Genomic DNA, 26,495 nt, shown 5'->3' with positions numbered 1-26,495 from the left:
GTCTATTCCAGCAAGAGGTGACGGGCGAGCCCTTCGATGTAGGTTTCATCCTGGCCATTGGGATGTGCTTCAAAAGCCAGGTGCAGATATTCGTGAGTCAGGTCGAGACGATCCTGCAGCGTGAGCACGCCGCGCACGTAGATGCGCTGACGTTCGCGATCAACGAACGGGCGGCCGAACGCCAGTTTGCACACGGCGAAGGTGCTGACTTCGTTGTAGCCGGTTTCGCTTTCCAGCGTCGGACGCCAGCCGCGTCGCTGCTTTTGCAGCCATTCTTGTGCGGCGGGCAGTGCTTCGCAGGAGGCCACCGGGTTGTCCCAACGGCTGAGGCTCGCGCGCGGATAGGCGTGCAGCAGAATCGCGTCATAGCGCTGGCCGGCGTTGGCCTGCTCGACGGCTTGTTGCCAGGCGAGTTTGTCCGGGCCGGGTTGGTCGGAGTGATAGGTGACGGTGCTGCCGGCCAGCACCAGATCCGCGGTCCACGCCGCGATGTTGCGCGACTCGGCGGAGGCCGGGCGCGGGGCGACGCGCTGACGGTTGCTGCTGTCGTCGATGCTCAGGCAATCGCCGTTGCGCGTGGCGTTTTGCAGCAGATAGGTGCGGATCGCCACGGCCAGTGCCTTGGCAGCTTCGGCAGGTTCGGATTTGGCTTCGCGCTCAAGCACACGGGCGACGTATTCTTCGCGATCGAGCCGTGCAACCAGTTTATCGTTGAGCAGAAACAATTCGCCGGCGCTGTGGATATCCAGCGCGTTACCGTTGGCAAATTCGACGCGGTAGTCGCCTTGCAATGGGCCAGAAGTCACCACCCGCTCGCCAGCCAGAACCCGCATCAGCGGATAGCGCGAGAACAGTCCGACTTCGACACAACGCCCCGCCTCCGCCGGCCACGTCGCTGGCAACACCGTCGCCAGTGCCTGTCCGTAATGGCGCAAGACCATCTGACTGGTGCCGCGCCCACCGGCCCAGATCGGCGAGCCGTCCGCCGTCCATCCGGCAAACCCGCCCTGCCGCGACTGCGGATCCTGATCACCGAGCCAGCTCCAGGTTTTCACCCGCAAACGCCCACCGAGTTCACCGACGACATTACCGTCCGCCGCATTCAGCACGACGTCGAGCAACACGCGGCGCATCTGCTCCTGCGCCGGCAGCAACGACAACACCCTCAGCAAGTCAGCCACGGAAACCCGCGTGGCCGGTTGCACGGATGGCAAATCCAGCAACCACGACGGCGCCTGCCGCGCCTGCCAATACGTGCGCCAATCGGCAGCAGCAATGCCCAACCGCGCCGGCTCGAAGTACAAGCCGCAGGACTTCACCAACGCCTGATCACGCTCGATCTTTCCGCCCGCCGAGCAGCAATAAACCTCCTCCTTCGACTGCCCGCGACATTCGTACGCCGGCTCGCGCGCGCCGGTATCCACCAGCCACGCGTAGACGAACAATTTCCACAGACTGCCCAGCGGCGTATCCAGCGTCGACGGCAAGGGCTCGCGGGCGATCAGTTGCGTGTGATTCAACGACAGCAACTCGCCCTTGTACGCCAGCCGCAGCGGCTCATCCTGCGCCGTCGCCAGCGCAGGCATCACACACATCAGCAGCCACAGCAGCGGCCGGTTCATGTCAGTTGACCGTGACCTGACCGAGGGCGGCTTTCGCTTCCTGGGCCTGATGCTGCGGTGCATAGACCTGAGTGAAACGCACCGGCGGCAGGTTGAACTGGCCCTTCTGCGAGAAGCGCACCAGATGGCGCAGACGCAATTCGCCGCTCAGCGTATCCACCGGCACCGCGTAAGCCAGTTGCCCCGGCTCGAAGCGTGCTTTCTCCAGCACGGTCGGTTCGGTGCCATCCTTGCCCTGCAACTTGATGCCCCAAGTGGTGCGCTCGACATCGGCGCCCGGTGGCAACGGCACTTCGAGCATGCCGTAGCGCAGCGGTTTCGGTGCCTTGCTGGTGAGAATCACTTCGTCCAGGTACAGGCTGTCGCTGGACAGCGGTTTGCTGCCGACCGGCTCCAGTTTGAAAGTGAACGCTTCGTCGCCCGGCACCAGTCGCGACAGGCGCCGGGTGATGGTCACGGCCATTGGATCGACCGCTGGTTGCTGGGTCTGGAAGCTCAACGCCGCCCGCAGCGGACGCTCCTGAATGCCGGACACCGACAACACGCTCGGCACCGGTGTCGCACCCTGCCAGGTCCAGAACATTTCACCGGTCGCGCCGTAGTTTTTCTTCCAGCCTTCACCCGGCATCAGCGCGATGGTCGGCGAGGCCTGAGCGATGCTGCGTTGCAACCAGCTCAGCGCCAGCGCACGTTCGAGAGTCGATTGCTGCGGCAACAGACGTTGCAGCAACGCCGTCGCGCGGGTCTGATCGAACGCTTGCAGCGAAAGGTTCAGCGCTTCGGCGAACGGCTGCGAGCTGACGGCCAGACGCTGTTGCGCGGCGCCAACCTGACGATTGAATGCGTCCGGCAACGCGACTTTCGACTGCATGGCCAGCGCCGCGGTCAACACCCGCGCCGCCGCCAAACCGAGCGCCGAATCCGGATCGCTCATCACCAGACTGTCTTCGCCGTCGTCCATCAGGGTTTCGGCATTGCCCTCACCCGCCTTGGCCAGATCGTCCATCAAACCGCTGAGCAAGGTGTTCACCGGCAGATGCATCTGCTTGGCGAACGACAGGATCAGCGCCCGCTGCAGCAGCGGCGTGTTCGGCGCTTGCTTGGCGTAGACCTCCAGCACTCGCTGCCAATGCTCCGGCGGCAAGGTCAGCTCCAGCACCTGACTGGCGTTCCAGTCGGCGTAGTAGGCGTAAGCAGTCAGGAATGCATCCGGCTCGCCGTCGAAGCCCCACCAGGTGAAGCTCGCCGACGGCCCGGCCATCTGCACCAGACGCAGGCGGCTGTTCTGCATGATCAGACGCAGGCGATCGCGGATCTGCGGGTTCGACGCCAGCGACGGATAAGCAATGCTCAGCGGCAGCAAACGGCTGGCAGTCTGCTCGACGCCGCCGTACGGGTAGCTCAGCAGATCATCGAGCGCGGAACGGAACAGCGCTTGCGGACTGTCATCCAGACGCAGACGAATGTCGGTGGCATCTGCCGGCAAACTCAACGGTGTGTCGCCGCTGGCCACGTCGAGGCTCTGGGTTTGCGTCACTTGCCAACCTTCACCGGTGGCGCTCAGACGCACGGCAAGGGCATCAGCGGTTTTGCCGTCCTGCACCAGCTCGGCAGTCCACTCACCCGAGGCCAGGGCGAACGCTGGCAGCGGCACGTAGTTGATGCCGTTGTTCAGGGTTACCGGCAGGCGTTGTTCGGCGCCCGCGTAATGGGTGACGAGTTCAGCCTTGACCGGTTTTTCAGCCTGACTGAAAGCGAATACACCGAGTTGCGGCTGATCGTCCTTGCGGAATTTGCTCGGCCCGCTCCACTTCAGATACAGCGGTTTTTCCGAACGGACGAACTGTTTCTTCTGCCCGACCTGACCGTCGTCGGCAATCGCCCGCGCAGTGATGCGCCAGCGGGTCAGCGAGTCCGGCATTTTGAAGGTGAAGCGGGTTTTGCCGTCAGCACCGGTCAACAACTCTGGCTGCCACGCGGCGGTGTCGACGTCTTCACGACGTGGGCGCTCCAGCACTTTTACCCCGCGTTCACTGCGGTTGGCCTTGCCCGGCGCGCCGGGGCTGCCCGGCAACGCCACGTCATAACTGATGAATGACAGGCTGGCGCTGGTGCGCACGTTATTGCGCCGTGGATGGTAGAAGAACTGGTCGATGCTCGGCGCGACTTCCGGTTGCAACGCGTAGACCATTTCATCGACGACGCTGACGGTCAGGTGCGCCGGTACCGCTTTGCCGGCGAACTGCGTGGTCAGGTCAACGGTGACCGTTTCGCCTGGCTGATACAGCGCTTTGTCGGTGCTGATCGCCACGTCGATTTGCGGCGCGATCACTTTGATCCCGGCGTTCTGGAAGCTGTACTGCCCGCCCTTGGTGTACAGCACCGAGAAGGTCAAGTTCGGCGCGAAGTTGTCCTTCACCGGGATGCGCGCACGGTATTGGGTGTCGCTGAGTTTTTCCAGTTTCAGCCAGTCGCCGCCCTTGGCCAGCAGCGCGGTGGCTTCGACCTTGTCACGCTCCAGCGACAGCAGGGCATCGCTGACCGGCTCCGGGAAGGTGATCAGCGCCAGTGCTTCATCGCCAGCCTTGTACTCAGGCTTGTCTAGGACAATTTCCACGGTGCCCGGCACCGCTTTGACGCCGTCGCCGGTGACCGAATGGCCGGTGGCGCCGAGGACGCGACCGTGCTGATCTTTCAGCGTCAGGTTGTAAGTACCCGGACGTTCGAAGGCGATACTGAAGCCCTTGTCCGTCGCAGCAAGTTTGCCTTCACCGGTGCTCTGGTCCTCCAGCCGCACCCAGCCGTAGCTGCTCGGGGTCACGGCTTTGCTCTGCTCGCTGCCGCCCTCGTTGGCGTAGCTGAACGCGACCTTATCGTTGACCGCGCTGAAACGTTGCGGCGCGCTCAGGCGGAAGCTCGCGGCGCCACGGTCGATGAGGATTTCCTTGGTGGTCTTGACCCGATACGCCGCGCCGTCGCTGGCAAACACGGTGAGCATGTAGCGGCTCGGTTTGTCGGCGGCCGGCAGGTCGAGGGTCGCGTTGCCCTTGCTGTCGGTGGTCAGTTCGGTGCTGGTCAACTCCACCGGGAATTGCCCGAGGTATTGCAGCTCGTTGTCGACCATCGACAGTTGCTGGGCGCGCAGGCTCAGGCTCAGTTTGGCGTTGGCCACCGGTTTGCCGTCCGGGTACAGCAGCACCAGACTGCCCTTCACCGGCTCACCGGTGCGGTAATCCTGCTTGGCGAGGTTCAGCGAAATCTCGAAGTGCGGCTTGATGTACTCAGCGACGCGGAAGGCGCTGCTGTAGGCCTGATCCTTGTAGTTGAAACGGATCTCGTAACCACCGGCCACGGCGTTGTCCGGCAACTGGAAACGGCCCTGAGTGCCAGCCTTGGAATCGAGTTTCAGGTCGAGGCGTTGCAACTCGGTGCCGGTGGCATCAAGCACGCTGACGTTGACGTCAGCAGCGCCCGGCAATACCGAATCCCGCGCATTCTTGAACTCGCGACCGACGATTTTCAGCGACACCCAATCCCCCGGGCGATACAGCGGCCGGTCGGTGAATGCGTAGAGTTTGGTGTCGTAGATTTCGCTGTCGTAATAGAAGTTTTCCGAGACGAACACCCCGCCCTCTTCGTCCTCGCCGATCACGAACGAGCGCTCGGGGCTGACGTGTTTCAGACGCAGCAAACCATCGGCATCGGTGGCACCGCTGCTCATTACGCCGAGGCCGTCAGTCCACAACACGTTGACCTTCGGCACCGAACTGCCTTCGTGTTTGCGCGCGGCCCAGACCAGCAGTTCATCGCCGGCAATCTTGCTCACCGCCACGGTGTTGGAGACGAAGACCATGGTGGTCGCGCGGTACTTGCCGATCAGCGCTTCGACCAGGTACAGGCCCGGTTTCAGGTTGCCCAAGGGGATGTACACGTTACCCGGTGCGACACTGACGAACTCGCTGGAAGACCCGGCCAGATTGACCCCGGCCGGTGGCTGAATCGGTTTGGCCTGCCACAGCGGATAACGGAACTGGCTGACCACCGGCAGGCCCGGAATCAGCGCGAATTGCGGCTGCGCGTCGTACGGCGTCGGCGCGGCGATGGCGTTGCCCATCTTCAGTTCCGGCACTTCCTCGGTGACCTGCTTGCGCGACTCGTAGGAGAACGCGCGCTGCATCACCCGCCGCGATTTGCGGTACCAGTTGTCCCACAGGTACGCGAGGGTGTTGGACAGGCCTTCGCCCTTGAACTGACCGTCGCTGACCACGCGGTGCAGGTTCTTCTGACGCTTGAGGAAATCCAGCGGTTTGTCGATGCGGTACACGCGGATGTCGGCGCCGCCGTACGGCTCCATGCGGAAACGGCGGTAGTCGCGGCCCGGCGCTTCGAGACGGACCATCGCCTGCTCGTCGGCGGCGAAACTGCTGTCGGCCAGCAGAAAAAAGCTTTCACCGGCGACCGGCGTGTAGCCGCTCGGCTCCACCGAATCTTCAGCGTTGACGGTCGCCAGTGGCAGCAACAGCGCCAGCAGCAGAGGAATTCGAGCGCAGAGTCGCAGCATGCGGGCACCGGTCATTGGGAGAGAAAGTTCAGTCGATAGACGCCGATGAAGTTGGGGTTGGCTGCGTCGGGTATCCATCGGGTGTCCTTCCATGTCATGAGTTGCTGCAGGCTTGCCGAACGCATGCCGTTGTCAGTGGGGGTGGTCGTGCCGGTGTGATAGGCGATGTAGCGGCCCATCCAGATCATCAGGTGCTGGTCGTCGCCCTGATCGAAAAACATCAGGTCGCCGGGGCGTGCCTGGGACACGTCGCGGCTGACCAGATGGCTGTTGAACTGAATCAGTTTGATCGCGTTGACGTACGGCCCGACCTTGCCGCCGCCCTGCTGCCATTGCCGGGCGAGCTTGCGCTGCTCATCGCTGAGCGTCAGCTCCGGCGGCAGGTAGCGATTGGACAGGCCATTGCTGCGCAGCCATTTGTCGTCGTGGACTTTCAGCGCTTCGTTGGCGGCAAAACGCACAAGGCCTGCGCAGTCCTGCTGATACCAGCGCGGGCTCGGGCCCTGGCTCAGTTGCTCCTGAGCGATGCGCACGAACCAGGCGCGGAACACCTGGGACTGCGCCGGATCCAGCGCCGGTGCTTCAACCGCTCGGGCACCAGCGCTGAGCAGCAGCGCGAGCAGGCCGAGGCTGCGGATCAATGCCGTCACAGCGCTTTCCATTCCAGCGGCAGCCATTGCCAGTGGCCGTCAGGCTCGCTGCCTTCCGGCAGGGTCAGCGCGTATTTGCCGTAGCCGCCGAGGGTGCGCAGTTTCGGGATCAGGTAGGTTTGCGCGGCGTTGTAGAACACCGGCTCCATGTCCTGCGGCAGGCTGTCGAGGGTTTCCTGCTGCATCAGCTGCGCCATCGAATCCGGGCCGAAGTAGATCGGCATCAACACGTCTTTGGGCAGCACGTCGGCCATCGGCGGGAAGCGTTTGTCGAGAGTACCGAGGGCCTTGTCGACCAGTTTGTCGTCGAGGGAAAACAGCAGCGTCGAACCGTGGCGGGCGAGGCTGACTTTCATGAACGCCTTACCGCTGATAGCGTCCGGGTTCTCGGCAGTCTTGGCGGCGTACGGGCCGAAATTGGAGCTGACCTGACGCTGCCAGACATGGCTCTGGCCTTCCTGTTTCTCGACCACTGGGAACGCATGTTCGTCGACATTCGACTCGTAAGCGCCAACCATCGACCCGAACAAGGTGCCCAAATCGCCGTCGAGCTTGCTGCTGTCCTCGTCCTTCAGGCTGGCGACCAGCAATGGCGTGTACAGCCGCGAATCGGCGTACCAGCACAGGCCTGCCGCACCGGCCACGTGCTCGGTGAGTTTCTGCGCCACCGCCTCATCCGCGCCAAGTTTCACCAACAATGGCTTTTGCGGTTCGGCCGCCACTGGCAAGGTCACGCAGGCACTGGCGCCCAGCGGCATGGCTTGCCACACCGGTTTGAAATCGAAGTCCGGCTGGTTATCCAGTTCGTCCATGGCGAGGTAGCTGTGCCAGCCCTTGTCGTCCATGTCGAAACGCAGCCCGGCGAAGTTCGGGATGAAGCGCTGATAGCCCATCGCAAGGACGCTGGAATTGACCGACAGACGCTGTTTGATTTCCGGCGCCTTCGCGGGCAGACCGAAAGCCTCGGGGAACAGTTTGTCGCCGTTGAGCAGCGCGGCCAGCGCCTGCGGCGAGACGTGTCCGGACTCTTCCGATTCACCGTTGGCCGGGTCGTAATACTTGTTCGGGTTGGACAGCACCACCAGCTTGTCGCCGCGCGACGCGAACAGCAGCGATTTGCTGGCGTTGTAGCTGAGCTGGTACAGCGGCACTTCGTCACCGCCGACCTTGAGGCTGCCGAACACGCTGAGCTGCGAATCGTCCAGCGCCACTTTCGCCAGCGGTTCGAGCAGCTTCGCCAGCCCGCCGCGATCCATCACCAGCAGGAAATCCTTGAGCCGGCCATCGGCGCCACGCCACAGCGCGACGTCGGCCGGTTGATCGAAAAGCTGTTCGATCAGGCTGTCCTGCAGCTTCAGGTCGTGTTCATAGATGATCCGCCGCAGGCTGCCGATCAGCCCCAGGCGGTCGGCGTGGGTTTCGTAATAGAAGACGAAATCTTCGGTGAGCGTGGCCTTGAGAAACGGCACCGTCAGCAGGTCCTTGGGCAACTGGCTCAGGGAGCGGGTTTCCAGCAGCGCGTCCGGCCTGCTCAGGCCGAGCTTGTCGCTGGCCAGTGCCGCCGCCGGCACCTTGGGCTTGTGCAGCAGCCAGCCGAGACCACCGGCCACCCCGGCCACCAGGACCAGGCCGATCAGCAGCGCTGGCCAGCGCCGGGAAGGTTGGCCGGCAGGTGTCGGGACGGCCGGAGAAGCAGCGTTATCACTCATGTTCACAAAACCCGAAGTTCATCCGTGGAGCGGGATGCTTAATAGTTGAAAGTCTTGACCAGCAGCAGATCACCGATCGCCCGCAGGGGCACGATGAATGTTTCGCGTTTTTCGTCGATCGTGTTTTCGTTGAGCACCAGCGTGATTTGCGAGGTGATGACCTCGTTCTGATTGCTGGCCTCCTCGAAGTTATAGCCGCCGTCGCCGAAGTTGCCCCAATAGTTGACGTAAACCAGATAAGTGCCATGCAGCGGCGCGGTCATGGTGAACATTTCCGGGCCGGGGCCGTCGACACCGTCCGGGTCCAGACCGCCGCCGTTGGTCAACGCCGTGTGGGCGAAGAACGCATGCTGGCCGTCGGGCGTAATGATGTGCAGATCGAGTTCGGCTTTGGGATCGTCCCAGCCGAGCACCACGCGGATCTTCGCCGGGGTGCGCAGGTTATTCGCTTCATAGAACTGCACACGCTTGAGCGACTGGCCCTCGGCGCTGCGCACTTCGACACTGTTGGAGCCGGCGCCGAACGCATAGGGCCGGGCGAACCGCCCGTCATCGTCGGTGTACAGATTCAATGGATTGCCGTTGACCGCCAGCGTATGCGGCCCGCGCTGATTGCCGATGGCCTTGAGCTGGCCCTGGATCATCGTGCGATTGCGCTGGATGCCGCGGTCGATCGGCGGCGTCGGATAAGCAACTTGCGGGTTTTCACTGCGATCAAGCAGACCGTTATAGCGCCAGCCGCCGGACGGTTCCGACAGCTCGGCAGTCGGGGCCGCCCACAGCGCAGGCGCGCAGGCCAAGCCGATCAGCAGCCAAAGAAATGAACGCATGTAATGCCTCCTGCCATGCCTGAACGAAACCTTGCACCCGATCCTCGGTACTTCACAGCGGTGGAAACTGCGTTTCGTCTGAAAGCCCCGTGACTATGGGGTCGTAGAAGGCGCGAAGATTAGCGATTCGGCAGTTTTTTAACAATCGGATACATCTGGATTTGCGGCGAGAATCACGCAGGGGTGTTGGGCGTGAGCCGAATAGAAGCGTTATTCGGCTCACAAAATGAGCCGAATAAGCTCCAACCTGTATGAATCACCACAAATCCTGTGGCGAGGGAGCTTGCTCCCGCTGGACTGCGCAGCAGGCCCAAACCGGTCCATGCAATTTGCCTGAATAACTGCGGTGGCGGGTTCTGGGGTCGCTGCGCAACCCAGCGGGAGCAAGCTCCCTCGCCACAGTAAAATGAGGTCGTCCGGGGAGGCTCATTTGCCCATAAACCCCCTATCTGCTAGTGTCGCGCCGGTTTAACGTCAACCGGAAATCGCCGCCATGGCCCGCAAAAAAGCTGCACTGGATTTCGAACAGTCCCTCGCCGACCTGCAAACACTGGTCGAGCGTCTGGAGAACGGTGAATTGTCGCTGGAAGACTCGCTGACCGCTTTCGAGCAGGGCATCGGTCTGACCCGTGACTGCCAGGCAGCGCTGGCCCAGGCCGAGCAGAAGGTGCAAGTGCTGCTGGAGCGCGATGGCGAACTCGCCGAGGAACCCTTCGACGCGGAACAGCCAGAATGATTGCAGCGTATTCGGCGACCAGCCAGGCGCGGGTCAATGCGGCACTGGAAATCCTCTTCAAGGCACCGCTGCCGGAGCTGTCGCGCCTGTATGAGGCAATGCACTACAGCGTGATGATCGGCGGCAAACGCGTGCGTCCGCTGCTGGCTTATGCCGCGTGCGAAGCGCTGGGCGGCAAGGCTGAGCAAGCCAACGGCGCGGCCTGCGCGGTGGAGCTGATCCACGCTTATTCGCTGGTGCACGACGATTTGCCGGCGATGGACGACGACGATCTGCGTCGCGGCCAGCCCACCACCCACAAGAAATTCGACGAAGCCTGCGCGATTCTCGCCGGTGACGGCTTGCAGAGCCTGGCGTTCAGCGCCCTGCTCGACCCGCGCCTGAGCAACCTCGACGCTGACATCCGTCTGCAACAGGTCACGGCGCTGGCGCACGCAGCAGGCCCGGCGGGCATGGTCGGCGGTCAGGCCATCGACCTCGGCTCGGTCGGCCTGAAGCTGGATCAGCAAGCACTGGAGCAGATGCACCGACACAAGACCGGCGCGCTGATCGAAGTCAGCGTCAAGCTTGGCGCTCTGGCCAGCGGCCGTGCCGAGCAGGATGAGCTCAAGGCCCTGCAGACTTATGCACAGGCCATCGGTCTGGCCTTCCAGGTGCAGGACGACATTCTCGACGTCGAAAGCGATACCGAAACCCTCGGTAAACGCCAGGGCGCCGACATCGCTCGCGACAAACCGACCTACCCGGCCCTGCTGGGACTGGACGCGGCCAAGGTCTACGCTCTGGAACTGCGCGATCAGGCGCTGCACGCGCTGCGACCGTTTGACGCGGCAGCCGAGCCTTTGCGCGATCTGGCCCGGTATATCGTCGAGCGGCGCAACTGAACGCCAACCTGCCAAAAAAGACCAACGCGTGGGCAGGGGGCGATGCATCAGGTAAACTGCCGCATCTTTTATACCTATAACGATTCGCCTGATGCCCACGACGTTTCATGAGATTCCCCGCAAGCGCCCGACCACGCCCCTGCTCGACCGCGCGAACACGCCGGACGGCCTGCGCCGGTTAGGCGAAGCCGAGCTGGAAACCCTGGCCGATGAGTTGCGCCTGGAATTGCTCTACACGGTCGGTCAGACCGGTGGGCATTTCGGTGCCGGCCTGGGCGTCATCGAGCTGACCATCGCGTTGCATTACGTCTTCGACACCCCGGATGACCGGCTGGTGTGGGACGTCGGTCATCAGGCGTATCCGCACAAGATCCTCACCGGTCGTCGCCAGCGCATGGAAACCCTGCGCCAGAAGGACGGAATCGCTGCCTTCCCGCGTCGCGCCGAGAGCGAGTACGACACCTTTGGCGTCGGCCACTCCAGCACCTCGATCAGCGCCGCGCTGGGCATGGCAATTGCCGCCCGCCTGCAAGACAGCGATCGCAAGGCGATTGCGGTGATCGGTGATGGCGCGCTGACCGCCGGCATGGCCTTCGAGGCGCTGAACCACGCGCCGGAAGTCAACGCCAACATGCTGGTGATCCTCAACGACAACGACATGTCGATCTCGCGCAACGTCGGCGGCCTGTCCAATTATCTGGCGAAGATTCTTTCCAGCCGCACTTACGCGAGCATGCGTGAGGGCAGCAAGAAAGTCCTGTCGCGCCTGCCCGGCGCCTGGGAAATCGCCCGTCGCACCGAAGAATATGCCAAAGGCATGCTGGTGCCCGGCACCCTGTTCGAAGAACTGGGCTGGAACTACATCGGTCCGATCGACGGCCACGACCTGCCGACCCTGATCGCCACCCTGCGCAACATGCGCGATCTGAAAGGCCCGCAGTTCCTGCACATCGTCACCAAGAAAGGCAAAGGCTTCGCCCCGGCGGAAGTCGACCCGATCGGTTACCACGCCATCACCAAACTCGAACCGGTCGATGCCCCGGCCGCCGCGCCGAAAAAGGCCAGCGGGCCGAAATACTCGGCGGTGTTCGGCGAATGGTTGTGCGACATGGCGGCAGCTGACCCGCGCTTGGTGGGCATCACCCCGGCGATGAAGGAAGGCTCGGACCTGGTGGCGTTCAGCGAACGCTTCCCGCTGCGCTACTTTGACGTGGCGATTGCCGAACAGCACGCCGTGACGTTCGCCGCCGGCATGGCCTGCGAAGGCGCCAAACCGGTGGTGGCGATCTACTCGACGTTCCTGCAACGCGGCTACGACCAGTTGGTGCATGACGTCGCGGTGCAGAACCTCGACGTGCTGTTTGCCATCGACCGCGCCGGTCTGGTGGGCGAAGACGGCCCGACCCACGCCGGCAGCTTCGACCTGTCGTACCTGCGCTGCATCCCGGGCATGGTCATCATGACCCCGAGCGATGAAAACGAACTGCGCAAGATGCTCACCACCGGCCACCTGTACAACGGCCCGGCGGCGGTGCGTTACCCGCGCGGCACCGGCCCGAACGCGACCATCGACAAGGATCTCGAGCCGATCGAAATCGGCAAGGGCATCGTCCGTCGTCAGGGCATCAAAGTCGCCCTGCTGGTGTTCGGCGTGCAACTGACCGAAGCGCTGAAAGTCGCCGAGAAGCTGGATGCGACCGTGGTCGACATGCGTTTCGTCAAGCCGCTGGATGAAGCGCTGGTACGCGAGATCGCCGGTAGCCACGAGTTGCTGGTGACCATCGAAGAGAACGCGATCATGGGCGGCGCCGGCGGCGCGGTCAGCGAATTCCTGGCGCGCGAGAATATCCTCAAGTCGATGCTGCACCTGGGCTTGCCGGACATTTACGTCGAGCACGCCAAACCGGCGCAGATGCTGGCCGAGTGCGGGCTGGATGAAGCGGGAATCGAAGCCTCGATTCGCGAGCGTCTGGAACTGCTTAACCGCTAACACGGCCCCGTGTAGGAGCTGCCGAAGGCTGCGATCTTTTGATCCTGATCTTCGGTGGCTTCAAAACCTTTCAAAGCAAAATCAAAAGATCGCAGCCTTCGGCAGCTCCTACAAGGTTTTGCATAAACCATGGATTGCCATGAACCTCTCGCGCCTCGCCCTGCCCCTCCTCCTGCTGCCAGCCACCAATGCCCTCGCCGACACCTTCGAACGCGACGAAGCCCTGAAACTGCCCGACACGCTGATCAGCGCCAACCGTCAGGTCGAAGCGCGCAACGACAGCAGCGCCGCCAACACTGTATTCACCCGCGAAGACATCGACCGCCTGCAACCGGGCAGCGTTACCGATCTGCTGCAAAGGGTGCCGGGTGTGCAGGTGGCGCAGACCGGCGGGCGCGGCAGTCTGCCGGGGATCTACATTCGCGGCACGCAGTCGGCGCAGAGTCTGGTGCTGGTCGATGGCCAGCGCATCGGCAGTTCGACCTCCGGCGACAGCAACCTGCAGCACCTGAACATCGACCAGATTGAACGCGTCGAAGTGCTGCGCGGTTCGCGCTCGGTGATTTACGGCAGCGACGCGATTGGCGGGGTGATTCAGATCTTCACCCGGCGCGGTAACGAACAAGGCCTGCAACCACGCCTGCATGTCGGTTTCGGCAGCAACCAGACCTGGGAACGCAGCTTCGGCCTTTCCGGCGGCGATGACAAAACCCGCTTCAACCTCGGCGCCAGCCTCGATGACACCGCCGGTATCGACCGTACCCACGAGTCGTACCCGAGCGACAGCGATCACGATGCCTATCGCAATAAATCCGTCAGTCTGAGCCTCAGCCATGCGCTGACCGATGACATCGAAGTCGGCGCCAACCTGCTGGATAACCGCGGCAAAAGCGAGTTCGACAACCCGTTCGGCCGTTTCGACCCGACCACTTTCGATTCGGTGCAGCAACAGCCTTACAGCGACTTCAACGTCAGCAGTATCAGCAGCTACATGGATGCGCGGGTCAACGAAACCTGGAAAACCCGCGTCGAACTCGGTCATACCGAGAACCGCGAAAAAACCTTCGACAAGCTCAGCGACGAACGCACGGTGTTCAACACTTATCGCGACTCGGTGAACTGGCAGAACGACCTGACTCTGGATGCGCGCAACAGCCTGATCCTCGGCGGCGACTGGTACGAAGACCGGGTCAACAGCAGCACCGCGTTCAACGAGGACAGCCGCTGGAACCGCGCCGCGTTCATCCAGCATCGTTATCAGGCCGACAGTTTCTCCACGGAACTGGGTCTGCGTCATGACGACAACCAGCAGTTCGGCAGCCAGAGCACCTGGAGCGGCACCTTTACTCTGCCGCTGAACCCGGACAACGACCTGCTGCTGAGCTACAGCGAAGGCTTTCGCGCGCCAACCTTCAACGACCTGTACTACCCGGATTTCAGCAACCCGGATCTGAAGCCGGAAACCTCGAAAAGCTATGAGCTGCAATGGCGCAGTCAGTTGAGCGATAGCAGCCGCCTGGAAGCGTCGATTTACCGCACTGATCTGCAAGACGCGATCATCTTCGGCAGCAACTCACGCCCGGAGAACGTGGCTTCGGCACGGATCAATGGTTTTGAAGCGGCGCTGAAGCAGGACCTGTTCGGCTGGCAGAGCAACCTTGGCGTGGCAATTATCGACCCGCGTGATCGCGAGACCGGGCACACCCTGGCCCGACGTGCGCGGCGTACAGTCAGTTGGGATCTGGATCGACAGTTTGATCGACTGGGCGTCGGCGCGAGCTGGCAGTTGGTCAGCAGCAGTTACGACGACCTGAACAATACCCAGCCGCTGGGTGGCTACGGCACGTTTGGACTGCGCAGCAGCTGGGCGCTGAACCGCGAGATCAAACTGGATATGAAGGTCGATAACCTGCTGGACAAGGGTTACAGCCGTGCGTTGTACAGCTATGACGGCAGCCAGTATGGCTATCGCGAGGAAGGTCGTGCGTGGGTGTTTGGCGTCACCTGGACCCCGGATATCCACTGATTTCAACTGTAGGAGCTGCCGAAGGCTGCGATCTTTTGATCTTGATCCTCAGCGACTCCAAGCCAGCCGAAAGCAAGATCAAAAGATCGCAGCCTTCGGCAGCTCCTACAGGGGTCAGCGGTGTGGCTGAATGAGTTGGCAGAGTTTGGTGGTGGCATCGATCATCTGGCCGCTCGGGCGCTCAAGGCCTTTATCCGTGACCAACAGCAACTGCCCTGTCCTCACCGCATCAACCTGCGGCCAGGCTTTCCACGCATCCAGCTGGGCCTGATCACCGGCCAGAATCACCTGCGGATCACGCTGCAACACAGCCTCGATACTCACCTGTGGCGCCGGCAACCTCAGGTCGGCAAACACATTGCGCGCGCCACAGACTTCGAGCGCATCGCTGATGATCTGCCCGCCACCGACGGTGTACAACGGCTTGTCCCAGACCTGATAGAACACTGTCAGCGGCGTATCCCGGCGATAGCGCTGGCGCAGGTCATCGAGTTTTTTGCGCAAATCCGCCGCCAGTTTCACCCCGCGCTCAGGCCGATCGAGTCGTGCGGCGATGGCTTCGATCTGTGCAGAGAGTTGTTCGAGACTGCGCGGTTCAGCAACGAATGTCGGGATGTTCAGGCGTTTGAGTTGATCGCGTTGCGCCGGGCCGACGCTGCCGGGCCACAGCAGCAACAAATCGGGCTTCAGGCTGAGCAGGCGTTCCATGTCCAACTGACCATAGCGGCCCACTGACGGGACATCCTTGAGCGCCGCCGGGCGCTCGCCGGCATCGAGAACACCGACCAGCAGATCGGCCGAATCAAGCTCAACAACGATTTCAGACAGAGAAGGCGCGAGACTGACCACTCGCAGACTCGCCAGCACCGGGCTGGCGCAGGCCAGCAGCAGAACCGCCAGCCACAGACGGCGCATCAGCCGAGTTGACGCGGGATACGGTAGAGGTAGAACAGCACGGCCGTGGACAGCGCCAGCAACATCAGCGGTACGGCTTCGAGGCCGACAAACACCGCCAGCGCACCGATCCACGCCGGAAGCGATGCTGCGAGGAACGCGACACGACGACGGGCCGCCAGCGCGATCCACGCCGCCGGTTCGGCAGGCGTATCGAGGGCTTTCTGGGTGGCGATCAGGGCGTGTTTGTAGCCACCGAAAAACTTCAGGCTGACAAACATCGAGGCCACGCCGGCAATGAACATCGGCATGGTCAGTACCGGCAGAAACGCTTCATATTGGCCGAACAGTGCGTTGAGCACGAACAGCGGCAGCAGCGCCAACGCCAGATACTTCCACCAGTCGACCGCCAGACGGCGACGCACCTGACCGCGGGTCACGCGCGGTCGACCTCGCCCTGATGCTCGTTACCCATCATGTGGTCGAGCTTGCTGGCCTTGGTCGCCAGGTACAGTTTGTTGTGCGGGTTGTGGCCGGTGTGCAGCGGCACGCGCTCGGCGACGACGATGTTCATGTCGGTCAGGGCTTTGACCTTGCGCGGGTTGTTGGTCATCAGACGCAGCGACTTCACGCCCAGATGCTCGAGCATCGGCAGGCACATGGCGTAGTCACGCTGATCGGCGGCAAAGCCCAGACGTTCGTTGGCTTCAACGGTGTCGGCGCCGCCGTCCTGCAACTCGTAGGCACGGATCTTGTTCAGCAGACCGATGCCGCGACCTTCCTGGCGCAGGTACAGCAGCACGCCACGGCCTTCACGGGCGATGGCCTTGAGCGCCGCTTCCAGTTGCGAGCCGCAGTCGCAGCGCTGACTGAACAGGGCGTCACCGGTCAGGCACTCGGAGTGCAACCGGCCGAGGACCGGCGCACCGTCGTCAATTTCACCGAGGCTCAGCACAACGTGCTCGCGGCCGGTGGCTTCATCGAGAAAACCGTGCATGGTGAATTGCGCAAAAGGCGTTGGCAGCTTGGAAGCGGCGACAAAAACGACAGGCACCGGTGTGCTCCTGATCTAAAAAGTCTGAAGATTCGCAGGCCGGCATTGTAACAGCAGGTTCCTGCAGACGCTTAGGCTGAATTGTCGGGCATAACGATCAAAAAGTTTGATGACTCCTCGGAGAACAGCGGCCCCTGTAGGAGCTGTCGAGTGAAACGAGGCTGCGATCTGTTGATCCGTTTTTTCAAGATCAAGATCAAAAGATCGCAGCGTGCCGCAGCTCCTACAGGGGGCGCGTCAGTTCGGCTCGAATGGATACGGTTGCTGCCACTGCTCGAAAATCGGCTTCAGCTCGCCGCTCTTCACCAACTGCTCCATGCGCCGGTCGAACAGCGCCATCAGCGTGCGCGCTTGCGGCGTGTTGGCGAAGCACAGGTACAGCGGCAATTCGGCGATGTGGGTCTTGCGAAACTGTGTCGGATCCTTGGCCCGGCCGACCACGTAATCGATTTCGGTTTGCGCATCGATGTAATAGTCGGCGCGGTTATGAGTGAGCATCGACAGGATCCCGGTACGCCGCACGACCTCATTGTAGTTGCGCACATTGGGCAAATAATCCTGATAGTCGTAACCGCGCACCCAGGCCAGACGATAGCTGCCGAGGGTTTCCGGGGTCGGTGACGGGTTGCTCGCCAGGCCCAGGGCATAGATGTGGTCGGTGTCGAAGTTCCAGCGCGGGTATAGCAGGTCGCTGGCCTCGTTTTTGTACGAACCGACGCAGGCATCGACTTCGCCGCGCTCGGCCAGGCCCACGGAGCGCGTGTAAGGCTCGGTGCGGATGTCGAGTTTCACCCCGGCCGGCTCGAACACCTTGCGCAGCACGTCCCAGCCCAGGCCATGGCCGTCGGCGGCGGTGTAGTCTTCCCAGTCTTCGCTGGCCAGATGGATGACCGCGGGCGTCGACGCAACTTCCTGCGCACTGGCGACAGTGCCCAGCAGGGTCAGAAACACCAGCGCCAGCCAGCGTCGAGCCATCCTTAGTCTCCTCACTTAACCCTGACGATCCGGGTCAGGCGAAAATCCACACCAGCCCCTGCATCGCCAGCCAGGCAAACACACCGGCCAGCACATCGTCGAGCATGATGCCGACGCCACCGTGGACATGCCGGTCAATCCAGCGGATCGGCCACGGCTTGAGAATGTCGAAGAAGCGGAACACCAAAAACCCCGCGAGCAACCAGTACCAGCCTTCCGGCACCAACCACAGGGTGATCCACATCCCGACCATTTCGTCCCAGACGATGCCTTCGTGGTCGTGCACCCGCAGATCGTCGGCGACCTTGCCGCATAGCCAGAAGCCGAACAGCATGGTGATTCCGAGCATCAGCCAGTAACCCCAGTCGGGCAACATCTGCCACAACGGGATAAAGGGTAGCGCAACTAACGAACCCCAGGTGCCCGGCGCTTTCGGCAAGGTGCCGGAACCGAAGCCGAACGCGAGGAAATGCCAGGGATTGCGCCAGACCGACGGCGGAACGAATTCGGCCGGAACCTGTTTCGGGTGATCTGTCACGGTGTCTCCTGAAAATGTTGATAACCCCGGATTTGCGGGGTGATGTCGTGTCCTTCGCGATCCAGCAGCACCACACCCTGGCCCTGCTCCACACGCCCGATCACATGGATCGGCCAACCATCGGCCAGCAGCGCCGGCAACTCGACGGACGGTAGCGTGAACGCCAGCACATAGTCATCGCCGCCGCTCAACGCCGCCCGCTCGGCACCGCGCTGGCCGAGAAACGCCACTAAAGCATCGGACAACGGTACACGCTCACGTTCAACTTCGAGGCGAACCTGCGAGGCCAGGGCGATATGCCCGCAATCGGCGAGCAGGCCGTCGGAGATGTCGAGAGCCGCAGTGGCCTTGCCACGCAGTGCCTGACCGAGGGCCAGTTGCGGCTGGGGCGACCAGTAATGATCGAGCAACGGCTGAGCGATATCCGCCGCGGCCTCGCGCTGACCAAGCACCAGCGGCAAGGCACCGGCGGCATTGCCCAGCTCGCCGCCGACACAGAGCAGATCGCCCGGTTGCGCGCCACTGCGGGTCAGAGCCTGACCGGTCGGCACTCGACCGAACACCGTGACCGTCAGGCTCAAAGGCCCGCGCGTGGTGTCGCCGCCGACCAGCGCGACGCCGCAGCGCTGCGCCATGCGGTTCAAACCGTGGGCATAGGCTTGCAGCCAATCGGCGGTCACCGTCGGCACAGTCAGGGCAAGGGTAAAGGCAACGGGCGTGGCGCCCATGGCGGCCAGGTCGCTGACCGCGACGGCCAGCGAGCGCTGACCGAGCAGAAACGGATCGCAGGGATCGGCGAAATGCACGCCGGCCACCAGCGTATCGGTGGAAATCGCCAGCTGTTCCCCGGGAGGAACCGCCAGCAAGGCGCAGTCATCGCCGATCCCCAGGGCAACGCCCTCGCCGCCCTGCGCACAAGGCGCGGCGGCGAAGAAATTGCGGATCAGCTCAAACTCGCCCATTGCGATATCAAGCGCTGATCAGCGCTTGAACGCCTTGACTTCAGCTTCACGCAGGCGCGGAGCCAGCTTGTCGAGTACGCCGTTGACGAACTTGTGGCCGTCGGTCGAACCGAAGACTTTCGCCAGCTCGATACCTTCGTTGATCACCACGCGGTACGGCACGTCGACACGCTTGAGCAGTTCCCAGGTGGACAGGCGCAGAACCGCCAGTTCAACCGGGTCCAGCTCTTCGATTTCGATGTCCAGGCAAGGCTTGAGCGCGGTGTCGATTTCAGTCTTGAACTGCGGAACCCCGTGCAGGATCTCGCGGAAGTAAGCACCGTCGACATCGGTGAAATCGTTATCAACGCGAAACTGCGCTTCGATCTCGTTCAGCGACGCCTTGGCCATGTGCCATTGATACAGGGCCTGAGTCGCGAGCTGACGGGCTTCGCGGCGCTTGACGCTTTTCGATGGCTTGCCGGCATCCGCAGGTTTCGGATCGCGCGGGTTGAAACGATCGCTATCGTCGCTAATCACTTGGCCTCCAACTGCGCCAGCAGGCTGACCATTTCCAGAGCGGACAGGGCAGCTTCAGCACCTTTGTTGCCGGCCTTGGTACCGGAACGTTCGATGGCTTGCTCGATGGAGTCAACGGTCAGGACGCCGAACGCGACCGGTACGCCGAATTCCATGGAGACCTGGGCCAGGCCCTTGGTGCACTCGCCTGCCACGTATTCGAAGTGCGGGGTGCCGCCACGAATGACCGCGCCGAGGGCGATGATGGCTGCGAACTCGCCTTTCTGGGCGACTTTCTGCGCAACCAGCGGGATTTCGAAGGCGCCAGGCGCGCGGATGATGGTGATGTCGCTTTCGCTCACGCCGTGGCGAACCAGGGCATCAACTGCACCGCTGACCAGGCTTTCAACCACGAAGCTGTTGAAACGGCCCACTACCAGAGCGTAGCGGCCTTTAGGGGCGATGAAGGTACCTTCGATGGTCTTCAGGGTCATTCGTCAGATCTCTTAAAGAGCCGGGACGCGTTTCGTACGCATCCCTCAGTGATATTTGAACCGCGAATACAGCGTCGGAAATCGCACTCGGTGTTCACTTGCACATCTTTGTGGCGAGGGAGCTTGCTCCCGCTTGGGTGCGCAGCGCCCACAAGAGGGGCCGTTGCGCAGCCCAGCGGGAGCAAGCTCCCTCGCCACAATAAATCAAATATGCCTTGAGCGAACAACGAGGCCAAAACCCGGCGTCTTATTCGGAGGGCACGTATTCTACAACTTCCAGATCGAAACCGGATATCGCATTAAATTTCATTGGCGCAGACATCAGGCGCATTTTGCGCACGCCGAGGTCACGCAGGATCTGCGAACCGGCACCGACGATGCTGTAGGTGGTCGGTTTTTTCACCGCCGCCTGATCAGCGGTTTCGCGGATGTGCGCCAGCAACACGTCGCCATCGAGCGGGTGACCGAGCAACAGCACCACACCGCTGCCGGCCTCGGCCACCGCGGCCATCGCGGCGCGCAGGCTCCAGCGGCCCGGTTGCTTGACCATCAGCAGGTCGCGCAGCGGGTCCATGTTGTGCACGCGAACCAGGGTCGGCTCTTCGGCGCAAACGGTGCCCAGCGTCAGGGCCATGTGCACGTCGCCTTCCACCGAATCACGATAGGTCACCAGGTTGAATTGGCCCAGTTCGCTGTCCAGCGGCTGTTCGGCAATCCGCTGAACGGTACGTTCGTGGATCATCCGGTAGTGAATCAGGTCGGCGATGGTGCCGATCTTGATGTTGTGTTCGGCGGCGAACGCTTCCAGCTCGGCGCGACGGGACATGGTGCCGTCGTCGTTCATCACTTCGCAGATCACGCCGCTTGGTTCGAAACCGGCCATACGCGCCAAGTCGCAGGCCGCTTCAGTATGACCAGCGCGCGCCAGGGTGCCGCCGGCCTGGGCCATCAGCGGGAAGATGTGGCCCGGGCTGACAATGTCTTCAGCCTTGGCGTCTTTTGCCGCAGCCGCTTGCACGGTGCGCGCACGGTCGGCGGCGGAGATACCGGTGGTGACGCCTTCGGCGGCTTCGATCGATACGGTGAACTTGGTGCCGAAACCGGAACCGTTGCGTGGCGCCATCAGTGGCAGTTTCAACAGCTCGCAACGCTCGCGGCTCATCGGCATGCAGATCAGGCCACGGGCGTGCTTGGCCATGAAGTTGATGTGCTCGGCCTTGCAGCATTCGGCGGCCATGATCAGGTCGCCTTCGTTCTCGCGGTCTTCGTCATCCATGAGGATGACCATCTTGCCTTGGCGTATGTCTTCAACCAGTTCTTCGATGCTATTGAGCGCCACAAGGCACCCCCTTCAGTCAGGATTTGAGGTAGCCGTTGGCGGCCAGAAAGCTTTCAGTGATCGTGCCGCCAGCGCTCGGCTCTGCGGCCTTGTCGCCGAGGAGCAGACGCTCCAGATAACGCGCCAGCAAATCGACTTCCAGGTTCACCCGGCGGCCCGGCTTGTAGGAAGCCATGATGGTTTCGCTCAAGGTGTGCGGAATGATCGTAAGCATGAATTCGGCGCCATCCACCGCGTTCACGGTCAGGCTGGTGCCGTCGACAGTGATCGAGCCTTTGTGGGCGATGTACTTGGCCAGCTCTTTCGGCGCGCGGATGCGAAATTCGACGGCGCGGGCATTGTCGCTGCGCGAGACGATTTCGCCGACACCGTCGACGTGACCACTGACCAGATGCCCACCGAGACGGGTGGTCGGGGTCAGGGCTTTTTCCAGATTGACCGGGCTGCCGCTTTTCAGGTCATTCATGGCGGTGCAGTCGAGGGTTTCGCGGCTGACGTCGGCAGCAAAGCCGTCGCCCGGCAGCTCAACCGCCGTCAGGCACACGCCGTTGACGGCGATGCTGTCGCCGAGTTTGACGTCGCTCAGGTCGAGCTTGCCGGTTTCGACATGCACCCGCACATCACCGCCCTTGGGGGTCAGTGCGCGGATACTGCCGATGGATTCGATGATGCCGGTAAACATGGGGTTCTCCTTGAGAACGAAGCCAGCGCTAAGGCGATGGCCGGGAATTATACGCTCGCCGATACGACTGGCGTCGCAGTGACTCGCCAGTCATCGCCAACCGCGCGGATTTCAGTGATTTTCAGCTCGGGAGCGTCCTTCATATAGGCCAGCGGCCAGTCCAGCAGCGGCCGCGCCGTGGAGCCGAGGAACTTGCCGGCAATGAAGATCACGAACTCGTCGACCAGACCGAGCTGAGCGAACGCGCCCGCCAGACGCGGGCCGGCCTCGACCAGCACTTCGTTGACGCCACGGTTGGCCAGTTCGATCAGGAGTTGATGCAGATCGACCTGACCGTCATCGCCCGGCACGATCAGACACTCCGGGCCATTGGCGTATTGCTCTTCGACCGCCATGCAGGTGGCGACCAGCGCCGGGCCGGCCTTGAAGAACGGCGCATCCAGCGGCACTCGCAAGCGCCCGTCGATCAGCACCCGCAGCGGCGGACGGCTCATCACCCGTGCGGTTTGTTCAGCATCCAGACTCAGTTCGTCGGCGCGCACGGTCAGGCGCGCACCGTCGGCCAGTACGGTGTCGGCGCCGGTCAGCACCACGGCCGCCTGCGCGCGCAAACGCTGCACGGCGGAACGCGCGGCGGGGCCGGTGATCCACTGGCTCTCGCCACTTTCCATCGCCGTGCGCCCGTCCAGGCTCATGGCCAGTTTGACCCGCACGAACGGCAAGCCGTGCTCCATGCGTTTCAGGAAACCTTGATTGAGCTGGCGCGCCTCGGCTTCGAGCACGCCGCTTTCGGTGGCGATCCCGGCATCAGCCAGACGCTGCAAGCCACGCCCGGCGACCTGCGGGTTCGGGTCGCGCATCGCTGCCACAACGCGAGCAACCCCGGCATTCACCAGCGCATCGGCGCACGGCGGCGTGCGCCCATGGTGGCTGCACGGCTCAAGGGTCACGTAAGCGGTGGCGCCCCGGGCCTGCTCACCGGCTGCGCGCAAGGCGTGGACTTCGGCGTGGGGCTCGCCGGCACGCTCGTGAAAGCCTTCGCCGACAATCTGCCCGTCACGCACGATCACGCAGCCAACCCGTGGATTGGGATGGGTGGTGTAGTGGCCTTTGCGCGCCAGTTCCAATGCGCGCGCCATGAAGTGGGCGTCGAGGATCGCCTGCTCGGCGGTGCTGGTCATTCTTTCACCGGTTCGCGGGCGAGGCGGTCGATCTCTTCACGGAACTCGTTGAGGTCCTGGAAGCGCCGGTACACCGAAGCGAAACGGATGTAGGCCACTTCATCGAGCTTTTGCAGCTCGGCCATCACCAGTTCGCCGACCACGAGGGATTTGACCTCGCGCTCGCCGGTGGCGCGCAGCTTGTGCTTGATGTGAACCAGAGAGGATTCGAGGCGCTCGACGCTCACCGGACGTTTCTCCAGGGCGCGCTGCATGCCGGCGCGGAGTTTTTCTTCGTCGAACGGTTGGCGGCTGCCGTCGGTTTTGATCAGGCGCGGCAACACCAGTTCGGCCGTCTCGAATGTCGTGAAACGTTCGCCGCAGGCCAGGCATTCACGCCGGCGGCGCACCTGTTCGCCCTCGGCGACCAGACGCGAGTCGATGACCTTGGTGTCGTTGGCACCGCAGAAGGGACAGTGCATGGTGGCTGGCAACAAAAAAAGGGAGGGCCATGGTAGCGCATCCCGGTGGCAAGACAAGCCATAGGGTTTGCGGTATACAGACTGCCATGATCGTTTGATCCACGGATTTCATTTTCTGGAGCTGCCAATGTCGCTACGACCGCTCGTTTTGCTCAGTCTTTTCGCCCTGCTGGTGGCTTGCGGCAGCGACAAGCCCAAGCCGCAACCGCCGACACCGGGACCTGCGCCGCAGCAGGCGCAGAAAAAAGCCAGAGAAGCAGCCGACCTCGGCCCGCTGCCGGCCTATCAACGGGAACTGAGCGGCACCCTGCAAGGCGTGCCGGCCGGGGCTGAAGTCGAACTGGCACTGCTGGTGATCGATGACAAGTCGCGCCCACAACAACTGCTGGCCAGTTCCAGCCTGATCGGCAACAACCAGATCCTGCCGTTTCGCCTGCGCTTCAATCCGGAAGCCTTTCCGGCCGGCGCGCGGGTCGAGCTGCGCGGGCGCGCCACGCAGTCGGGCCAGTTGATCCTGCATCTGCCGTCGCAAACCATCACCCAGCCGACCACTCAGGCGCTGGGCCAGCTGCAATTTGTCAAAGCACCATGACGGCACCGCTCGACCTGCAACAGGCGCTGGGTGAATTGCTCGGTGATGCGCGGCTCAAGGCCTGCGCATTGCCCGGCACCGATTTGCAGCTGTGGCTGATCGACGGCGACAACATGGATCGTGAATTCAGCCCCGACGAAACCCGGCGCATCCTCCACGAACCGCCGTATTGGAGTTTCTGCTGGGCCAGCGGTCTGGCAGTGGCGCGCTATCTGGCGCAGTTCCCCGAGTGGGTTCGTGGCAAGCGGGTGCTGGATTTCGGCGCCGGCTCTGGGATCGCCGCGATTGCTGCGGTCAAGGCCGGGGCTTTGGAGGTGGTGGCCTGTGATCTGGATCCGCTGGCGATTGCTGCGTGCCGGGCCAATGCTCAACTCAATGATGTGCAGATGAGTTATTCGACGGACTTCTTTACCGAGGCCGATCGCTTCGATCTGATTCTGGTCGCCGACGTGTTGTACGACCGCGAAAACCTGCCGCTGCTGGATGGGTTTCTCAGCCGTGGCCGCGAGGCACTGGTGGCGGATTCGCGAGTGCGGGATTTTCGTCATCCGTTGTATGAGCGGATTGAAATGCTTGAGGCGATGACCTTGCCGGATCTGGCGGAGCCGGAAGAGTTTCGGCAAGTGAGCCTGTACCACGCGCGGCGCTAACCAAAAGCATCGCGGGCAAGCCCGCTCCCACAGTGACCGAGTCGAACCAACATTTCGTCTACGACACAGAACCCTGTGGGAGCTGGCTTGCCAGCGATGGCGTCCTGCCTAGCGGTACACCTCTCAAATCTGCCCCGCTTCCGGCCACCCCCCGCCAAGCCGTATAGTTGCCCCATTCACGCTTTTACGAGATCCCCCATGAGTCAGCAAACGCCGTACATCTTCGACGCCACGACTGCCGATTTCGACCAGTCGGTGATCGAAGCTTCCTTCAACAAACCGGTGCTGGTGGATTTCTGGGCCGAATGGTGTGCGCCGTGCAAGGCGTTGATGCCGATGCTGCAAGGCATTGCCGAGAGCTATCAGGGCGAACTGCTGCTGGCCAAGGTCAACTGCGACATCGAGCAGGACATCGTGGCCCGCTTCGGTATCCGCAGCCTGCCGACCGTGGTGCTGTTCAAGGACGGTCAGCCGGTGGACGGTTTTGCCGGTGCGCAACCGGAATCCGCGGTGCGTGCACTGCTTGAGCCGCATGTGCAGATGCCAACGCCAGCCGCCGCCGATCCGTTCGAACAGGCTCAGGCGCTGTTCGATGAAGGACGCTTCGCCGATGCCGAAGCGGCGCTGGTGGTGATGCTCACCGAAGACAACAGCAACGCCAAGGCGCTGATCCTCTACGCCCGCTGCCTGACCGAGCGCGGTGAACTGGACGAAGCGCAAACCATGCTCGACGCGGTCAAGAGTGATGAACACAAGGCCGCACTGGCCGGCGCCAAGGCACAGATCAAGTTCCTCGGCCTGGCCCGCGACCTGCCGGATGCCGCCGACCTCAAGGCGCGCCTTGCGCAGAATCCGCAGGACGACGAAGCGGTGTATCAACTGGCGATCCAGCAACTGGCGCGTCAGCAATACGAAGCGGCGCTGGAGGCCTTGCTCAAGCTGTTCATCCGTAATCGCAGTTATGGCGAAGGGTTGCCGCACAAGACCTTGCTGCAGGTGTTTGAGTTGCTGGGCAATGATCATCCGCTGGTGACTATGTACCGCCGTAAAGTGTTCGCAGCGCTTTATTAAGATCAAAAGATCGTCCGATCGCGGCCCGAACCTGCGGCAGCTCCTACAGGTTCACCATGTTTTGCGGATGAACCTGTAGGAGCTGCCGAAGGCTGC

General features: G+C 62.6%; 24 protein-coding genes. 7 read left to right on the top strand and 17 right to left on the bottom strand.

Features of this window, described 5'->3' with window-relative positions:
- Window positions 1–2: 2 nt before the first annotated feature.
- From ACU680_RS20855 to ACU680_RS20835, 5 genes are read right to left on the bottom strand one after another with little or no spacing between them, the layout of a single operon-like run.
- Window positions 3–1,622, bottom strand: a complete 1,620-nt coding sequence (locus ACU680_RS20855) for a DUF2300 domain-containing protein (protein WP_448180404.1) — start codon at window positions 1,620–1,622, stop codon at window positions 3–5.
- A gap of 1 nt (window position 1,623) precedes the next feature.
- Window positions 1,624–6,198, bottom strand: coding sequence for an alpha-2-macroglobulin family protein (locus tag ACU680_RS20850; protein WP_448180403.1), 4,575 nt, complete (start codon window positions 6,196–6,198; stop codon window positions 1,624–1,626).
- Entirely contained in the window at window positions 6,195–6,845 is a 651-nt protein-coding gene (locus ACU680_RS20845; RefSeq protein WP_448180507.1) for a DUF1175 domain-containing protein, read from the bottom strand. The genes ACU680_RS20850 and ACU680_RS20845 overlap by 4 nt, the downstream gene beginning before the upstream one ends.
- Window positions 6,830–8,542 carry a DUF2138 domain-containing protein gene (locus tag ACU680_RS20840; protein ID WP_448180402.1) on the bottom strand — a complete coding sequence of 571 codons (1,713 nt, stop codon included), beginning with the start codon at window positions 8,540–8,542 and terminating at the stop codon, window positions 6,830–6,832. The genes ACU680_RS20845 and ACU680_RS20840 overlap by 16 nt, the downstream gene beginning before the upstream one ends.
- 38 nt (window positions 8,543–8,580) lie before the next feature.
- A complete protein-coding gene (locus tag ACU680_RS20835) occupies window positions 8,581–9,372 on the bottom strand; it encodes a YfaP family protein (RefSeq protein ID WP_448180401.1) in 792 nt (263 codons plus the stop codon).
- Window positions 9,373–9,865: 493 nt separating this feature from the next.
- Here ACU680_RS20835 and ACU680_RS20830 point away from each other — a divergent pair, with 493 nt between their 5' ends.
- From ACU680_RS20830 to ACU680_RS20815, 4 genes are all read left to right on the top strand, one after another.
- On the top strand, window positions 9,866–10,108 hold the full coding sequence (locus tag ACU680_RS20830; RefSeq protein WP_003228627.1) for an exodeoxyribonuclease VII small subunit: 243 nt from the start codon (window positions 9,866–9,868) through the stop codon (window positions 10,106–10,108).
- Window positions 10,105–10,992: a (2E,6E)-farnesyl diphosphate synthase gene (ispA, locus tag ACU680_RS20825; RefSeq protein ID WP_007968168.1), complete on the top strand. Its 888-nt coding sequence runs from the start codon at window positions 10,105–10,107 to the stop codon at window positions 10,990–10,992. The genes ACU680_RS20830 and ispA overlap by 4 nt, the downstream gene beginning before the upstream one ends.
- A 91-nt stretch (window positions 10,993–11,083) precedes the next feature.
- A complete protein-coding gene (dxs, locus tag ACU680_RS20820; protein WP_448180400.1) occupies window positions 11,084–12,982 on the top strand; it encodes a 1-deoxy-D-xylulose-5-phosphate synthase in 1,899 nt (632 codons plus the stop codon).
- 139 nt (window positions 12,983–13,121) lie between these two features.
- Window positions 13,122–15,008 carry a TonB-dependent receptor domain-containing protein gene (locus ACU680_RS20815; protein ID WP_448180399.1) on the top strand — a complete coding sequence of 629 codons (1,887 nt, stop codon included), beginning with the start codon at window positions 13,122–13,124 and terminating at the stop codon, window positions 15,006–15,008.
- A 114-nt stretch (window positions 15,009–15,122) separates the two neighbouring features.
- On the opposite strand, the gene ACU680_RS20810 is transcribed toward ACU680_RS20815, so the two are convergent.
- The 12 genes from ACU680_RS20810 to nrdR all read right to left on the bottom strand — a co-directional run bounded on the left by ACU680_RS20810 (window position 15,123) and on the right by nrdR (window position 24,086).
- On the bottom strand, window positions 15,123–15,923 hold the full coding sequence (locus ACU680_RS20810; RefSeq protein ID WP_448180398.1) for a cobalamin-binding protein: 801 nt from the start codon (window positions 15,921–15,923) through the stop codon (window positions 15,123–15,125).
- The gene (locus ACU680_RS20805) at window positions 15,923–16,342 is read right to left on the bottom strand and encodes a hypothetical protein (RefSeq protein WP_007968175.1); all 420 of its coding nucleotides are present in this window, start codon (window positions 16,340–16,342) and stop codon (window positions 15,923–15,925) included. Before ACU680_RS20805 ends, ACU680_RS20810 begins: the two co-directional genes overlap by 1 nt.
- Window positions 16,339–16,956: a GTP cyclohydrolase II gene (ribA, locus tag ACU680_RS20800; RefSeq protein WP_007968177.1), complete on the bottom strand. Its 618-nt coding sequence runs from the start codon at window positions 16,954–16,956 to the stop codon at window positions 16,339–16,341. The genes ACU680_RS20805 and ribA overlap by 4 nt, the downstream gene beginning before the upstream one ends.
- A 237-nt stretch (window positions 16,957–17,193) precedes the next feature.
- Complete coding sequence (locus ACU680_RS20795; RefSeq protein WP_448180397.1) at window positions 17,194–17,931, bottom strand: substrate-binding periplasmic protein; 738 nt, start codon at window positions 17,929–17,931, stop codon at window positions 17,194–17,196.
- A 34-nt stretch (window positions 17,932–17,965) separates the two neighbouring features.
- A complete protein-coding gene (locus tag ACU680_RS20790) occupies window positions 17,966–18,469 on the bottom strand; it encodes a phosphatidylglycerophosphatase A family protein (protein WP_007910933.1) in 504 nt (167 codons plus the stop codon).
- The gene (thiL, locus tag ACU680_RS20785; protein ID WP_448180396.1) at window positions 18,466–19,431 is read right to left on the bottom strand and encodes a thiamine-phosphate kinase; all 966 of its coding nucleotides are present in this window, start codon (window positions 19,429–19,431) and stop codon (window positions 18,466–18,468) included. Before thiL ends, ACU680_RS20790 begins: the two co-directional genes overlap by 4 nt.
- Window positions 19,432–19,449: 18 nt before the next feature.
- On the bottom strand, window positions 19,450–19,950 hold the full coding sequence (gene nusB, locus ACU680_RS20780) for a transcription antitermination factor NusB (protein ID WP_123588845.1): 501 nt from the start codon (window positions 19,948–19,950) through the stop codon (window positions 19,450–19,452).
- On the bottom strand, window positions 19,947–20,423 hold the full coding sequence (ribH, locus tag ACU680_RS20775) for a 6,7-dimethyl-8-ribityllumazine synthase (RefSeq protein ID WP_003228649.1): 477 nt from the start codon (window positions 20,421–20,423) through the stop codon (window positions 19,947–19,949). The genes nusB and ribH overlap by 4 nt, the downstream gene beginning before the upstream one ends.
- A 247-nt stretch (window positions 20,424–20,670) precedes the next feature.
- Window positions 20,671–21,762: a bifunctional 3,4-dihydroxy-2-butanone-4-phosphate synthase/GTP cyclohydrolase II gene (gene ribBA, locus ACU680_RS20770; protein ID WP_007966103.1), complete on the bottom strand. Its 1,092-nt coding sequence runs from the start codon at window positions 21,760–21,762 to the stop codon at window positions 20,671–20,673.
- A 16-nt stretch (window positions 21,763–21,778) separates the two neighbouring features.
- Window positions 21,779–22,444, bottom strand: a complete 666-nt coding sequence (locus ACU680_RS20765) for a riboflavin synthase (protein ID WP_007966105.1) — start codon at window positions 22,442–22,444, stop codon at window positions 21,779–21,781.
- A gap of 47 nt (window positions 22,445–22,491) precedes the next feature.
- Window positions 22,492–23,625, bottom strand: a complete 1,134-nt coding sequence (gene ribD, locus ACU680_RS20760) for a bifunctional diaminohydroxyphosphoribosylaminopyrimidine deaminase/5-amino-6-(5-phosphoribosylamino)uracil reductase RibD (RefSeq protein WP_448180395.1) — start codon at window positions 23,623–23,625, stop codon at window positions 22,492–22,494.
- Window positions 23,622–24,086 (bottom strand): transcriptional regulator NrdR, encoded by a 465-nt coding sequence (nrdR, locus tag ACU680_RS20755; RefSeq protein WP_003228656.1) that lies wholly within the window; start codon window positions 24,084–24,086, stop codon window positions 23,622–23,624. Before nrdR ends, ribD begins: the two co-directional genes overlap by 4 nt.
- 127 nt (window positions 24,087–24,213) lie before the next feature.
- Between nrdR and ACU680_RS20750 the strand changes: the two genes are divergently transcribed.
- From ACU680_RS20750 to trxA, 3 genes are all read left to right on the top strand, one after another.
- Entirely contained in the window at window positions 24,214–24,678 is a 465-nt protein-coding gene (locus ACU680_RS20750; RefSeq protein ID WP_108590063.1) for a YbaY family lipoprotein, read from the top strand.
- A complete protein-coding gene (locus tag ACU680_RS20745; RefSeq protein ID WP_448180394.1) occupies window positions 24,675–25,328 on the top strand; it encodes a class I SAM-dependent methyltransferase in 654 nt (217 codons plus the stop codon). The genes ACU680_RS20750 and ACU680_RS20745 overlap by 4 nt, the downstream gene beginning before the upstream one ends.
- Before the next feature lie 198 nt (window positions 25,329–25,526).
- The gene (trxA, locus tag ACU680_RS20740; RefSeq protein WP_448180393.1) at window positions 25,527–26,399 is read left to right on the top strand and encodes a thioredoxin; all 873 of its coding nucleotides are present in this window, start codon (window positions 25,527–25,529) and stop codon (window positions 26,397–26,399) included.
- Window positions 26,400–26,495 lie beyond the last annotated feature (96 nt).

The organism is Pseudomonas sp. LF020 (assembly GCF_053456425.1).
This window is presented reverse-complemented; position numbering and strand designations above follow the sequence as displayed.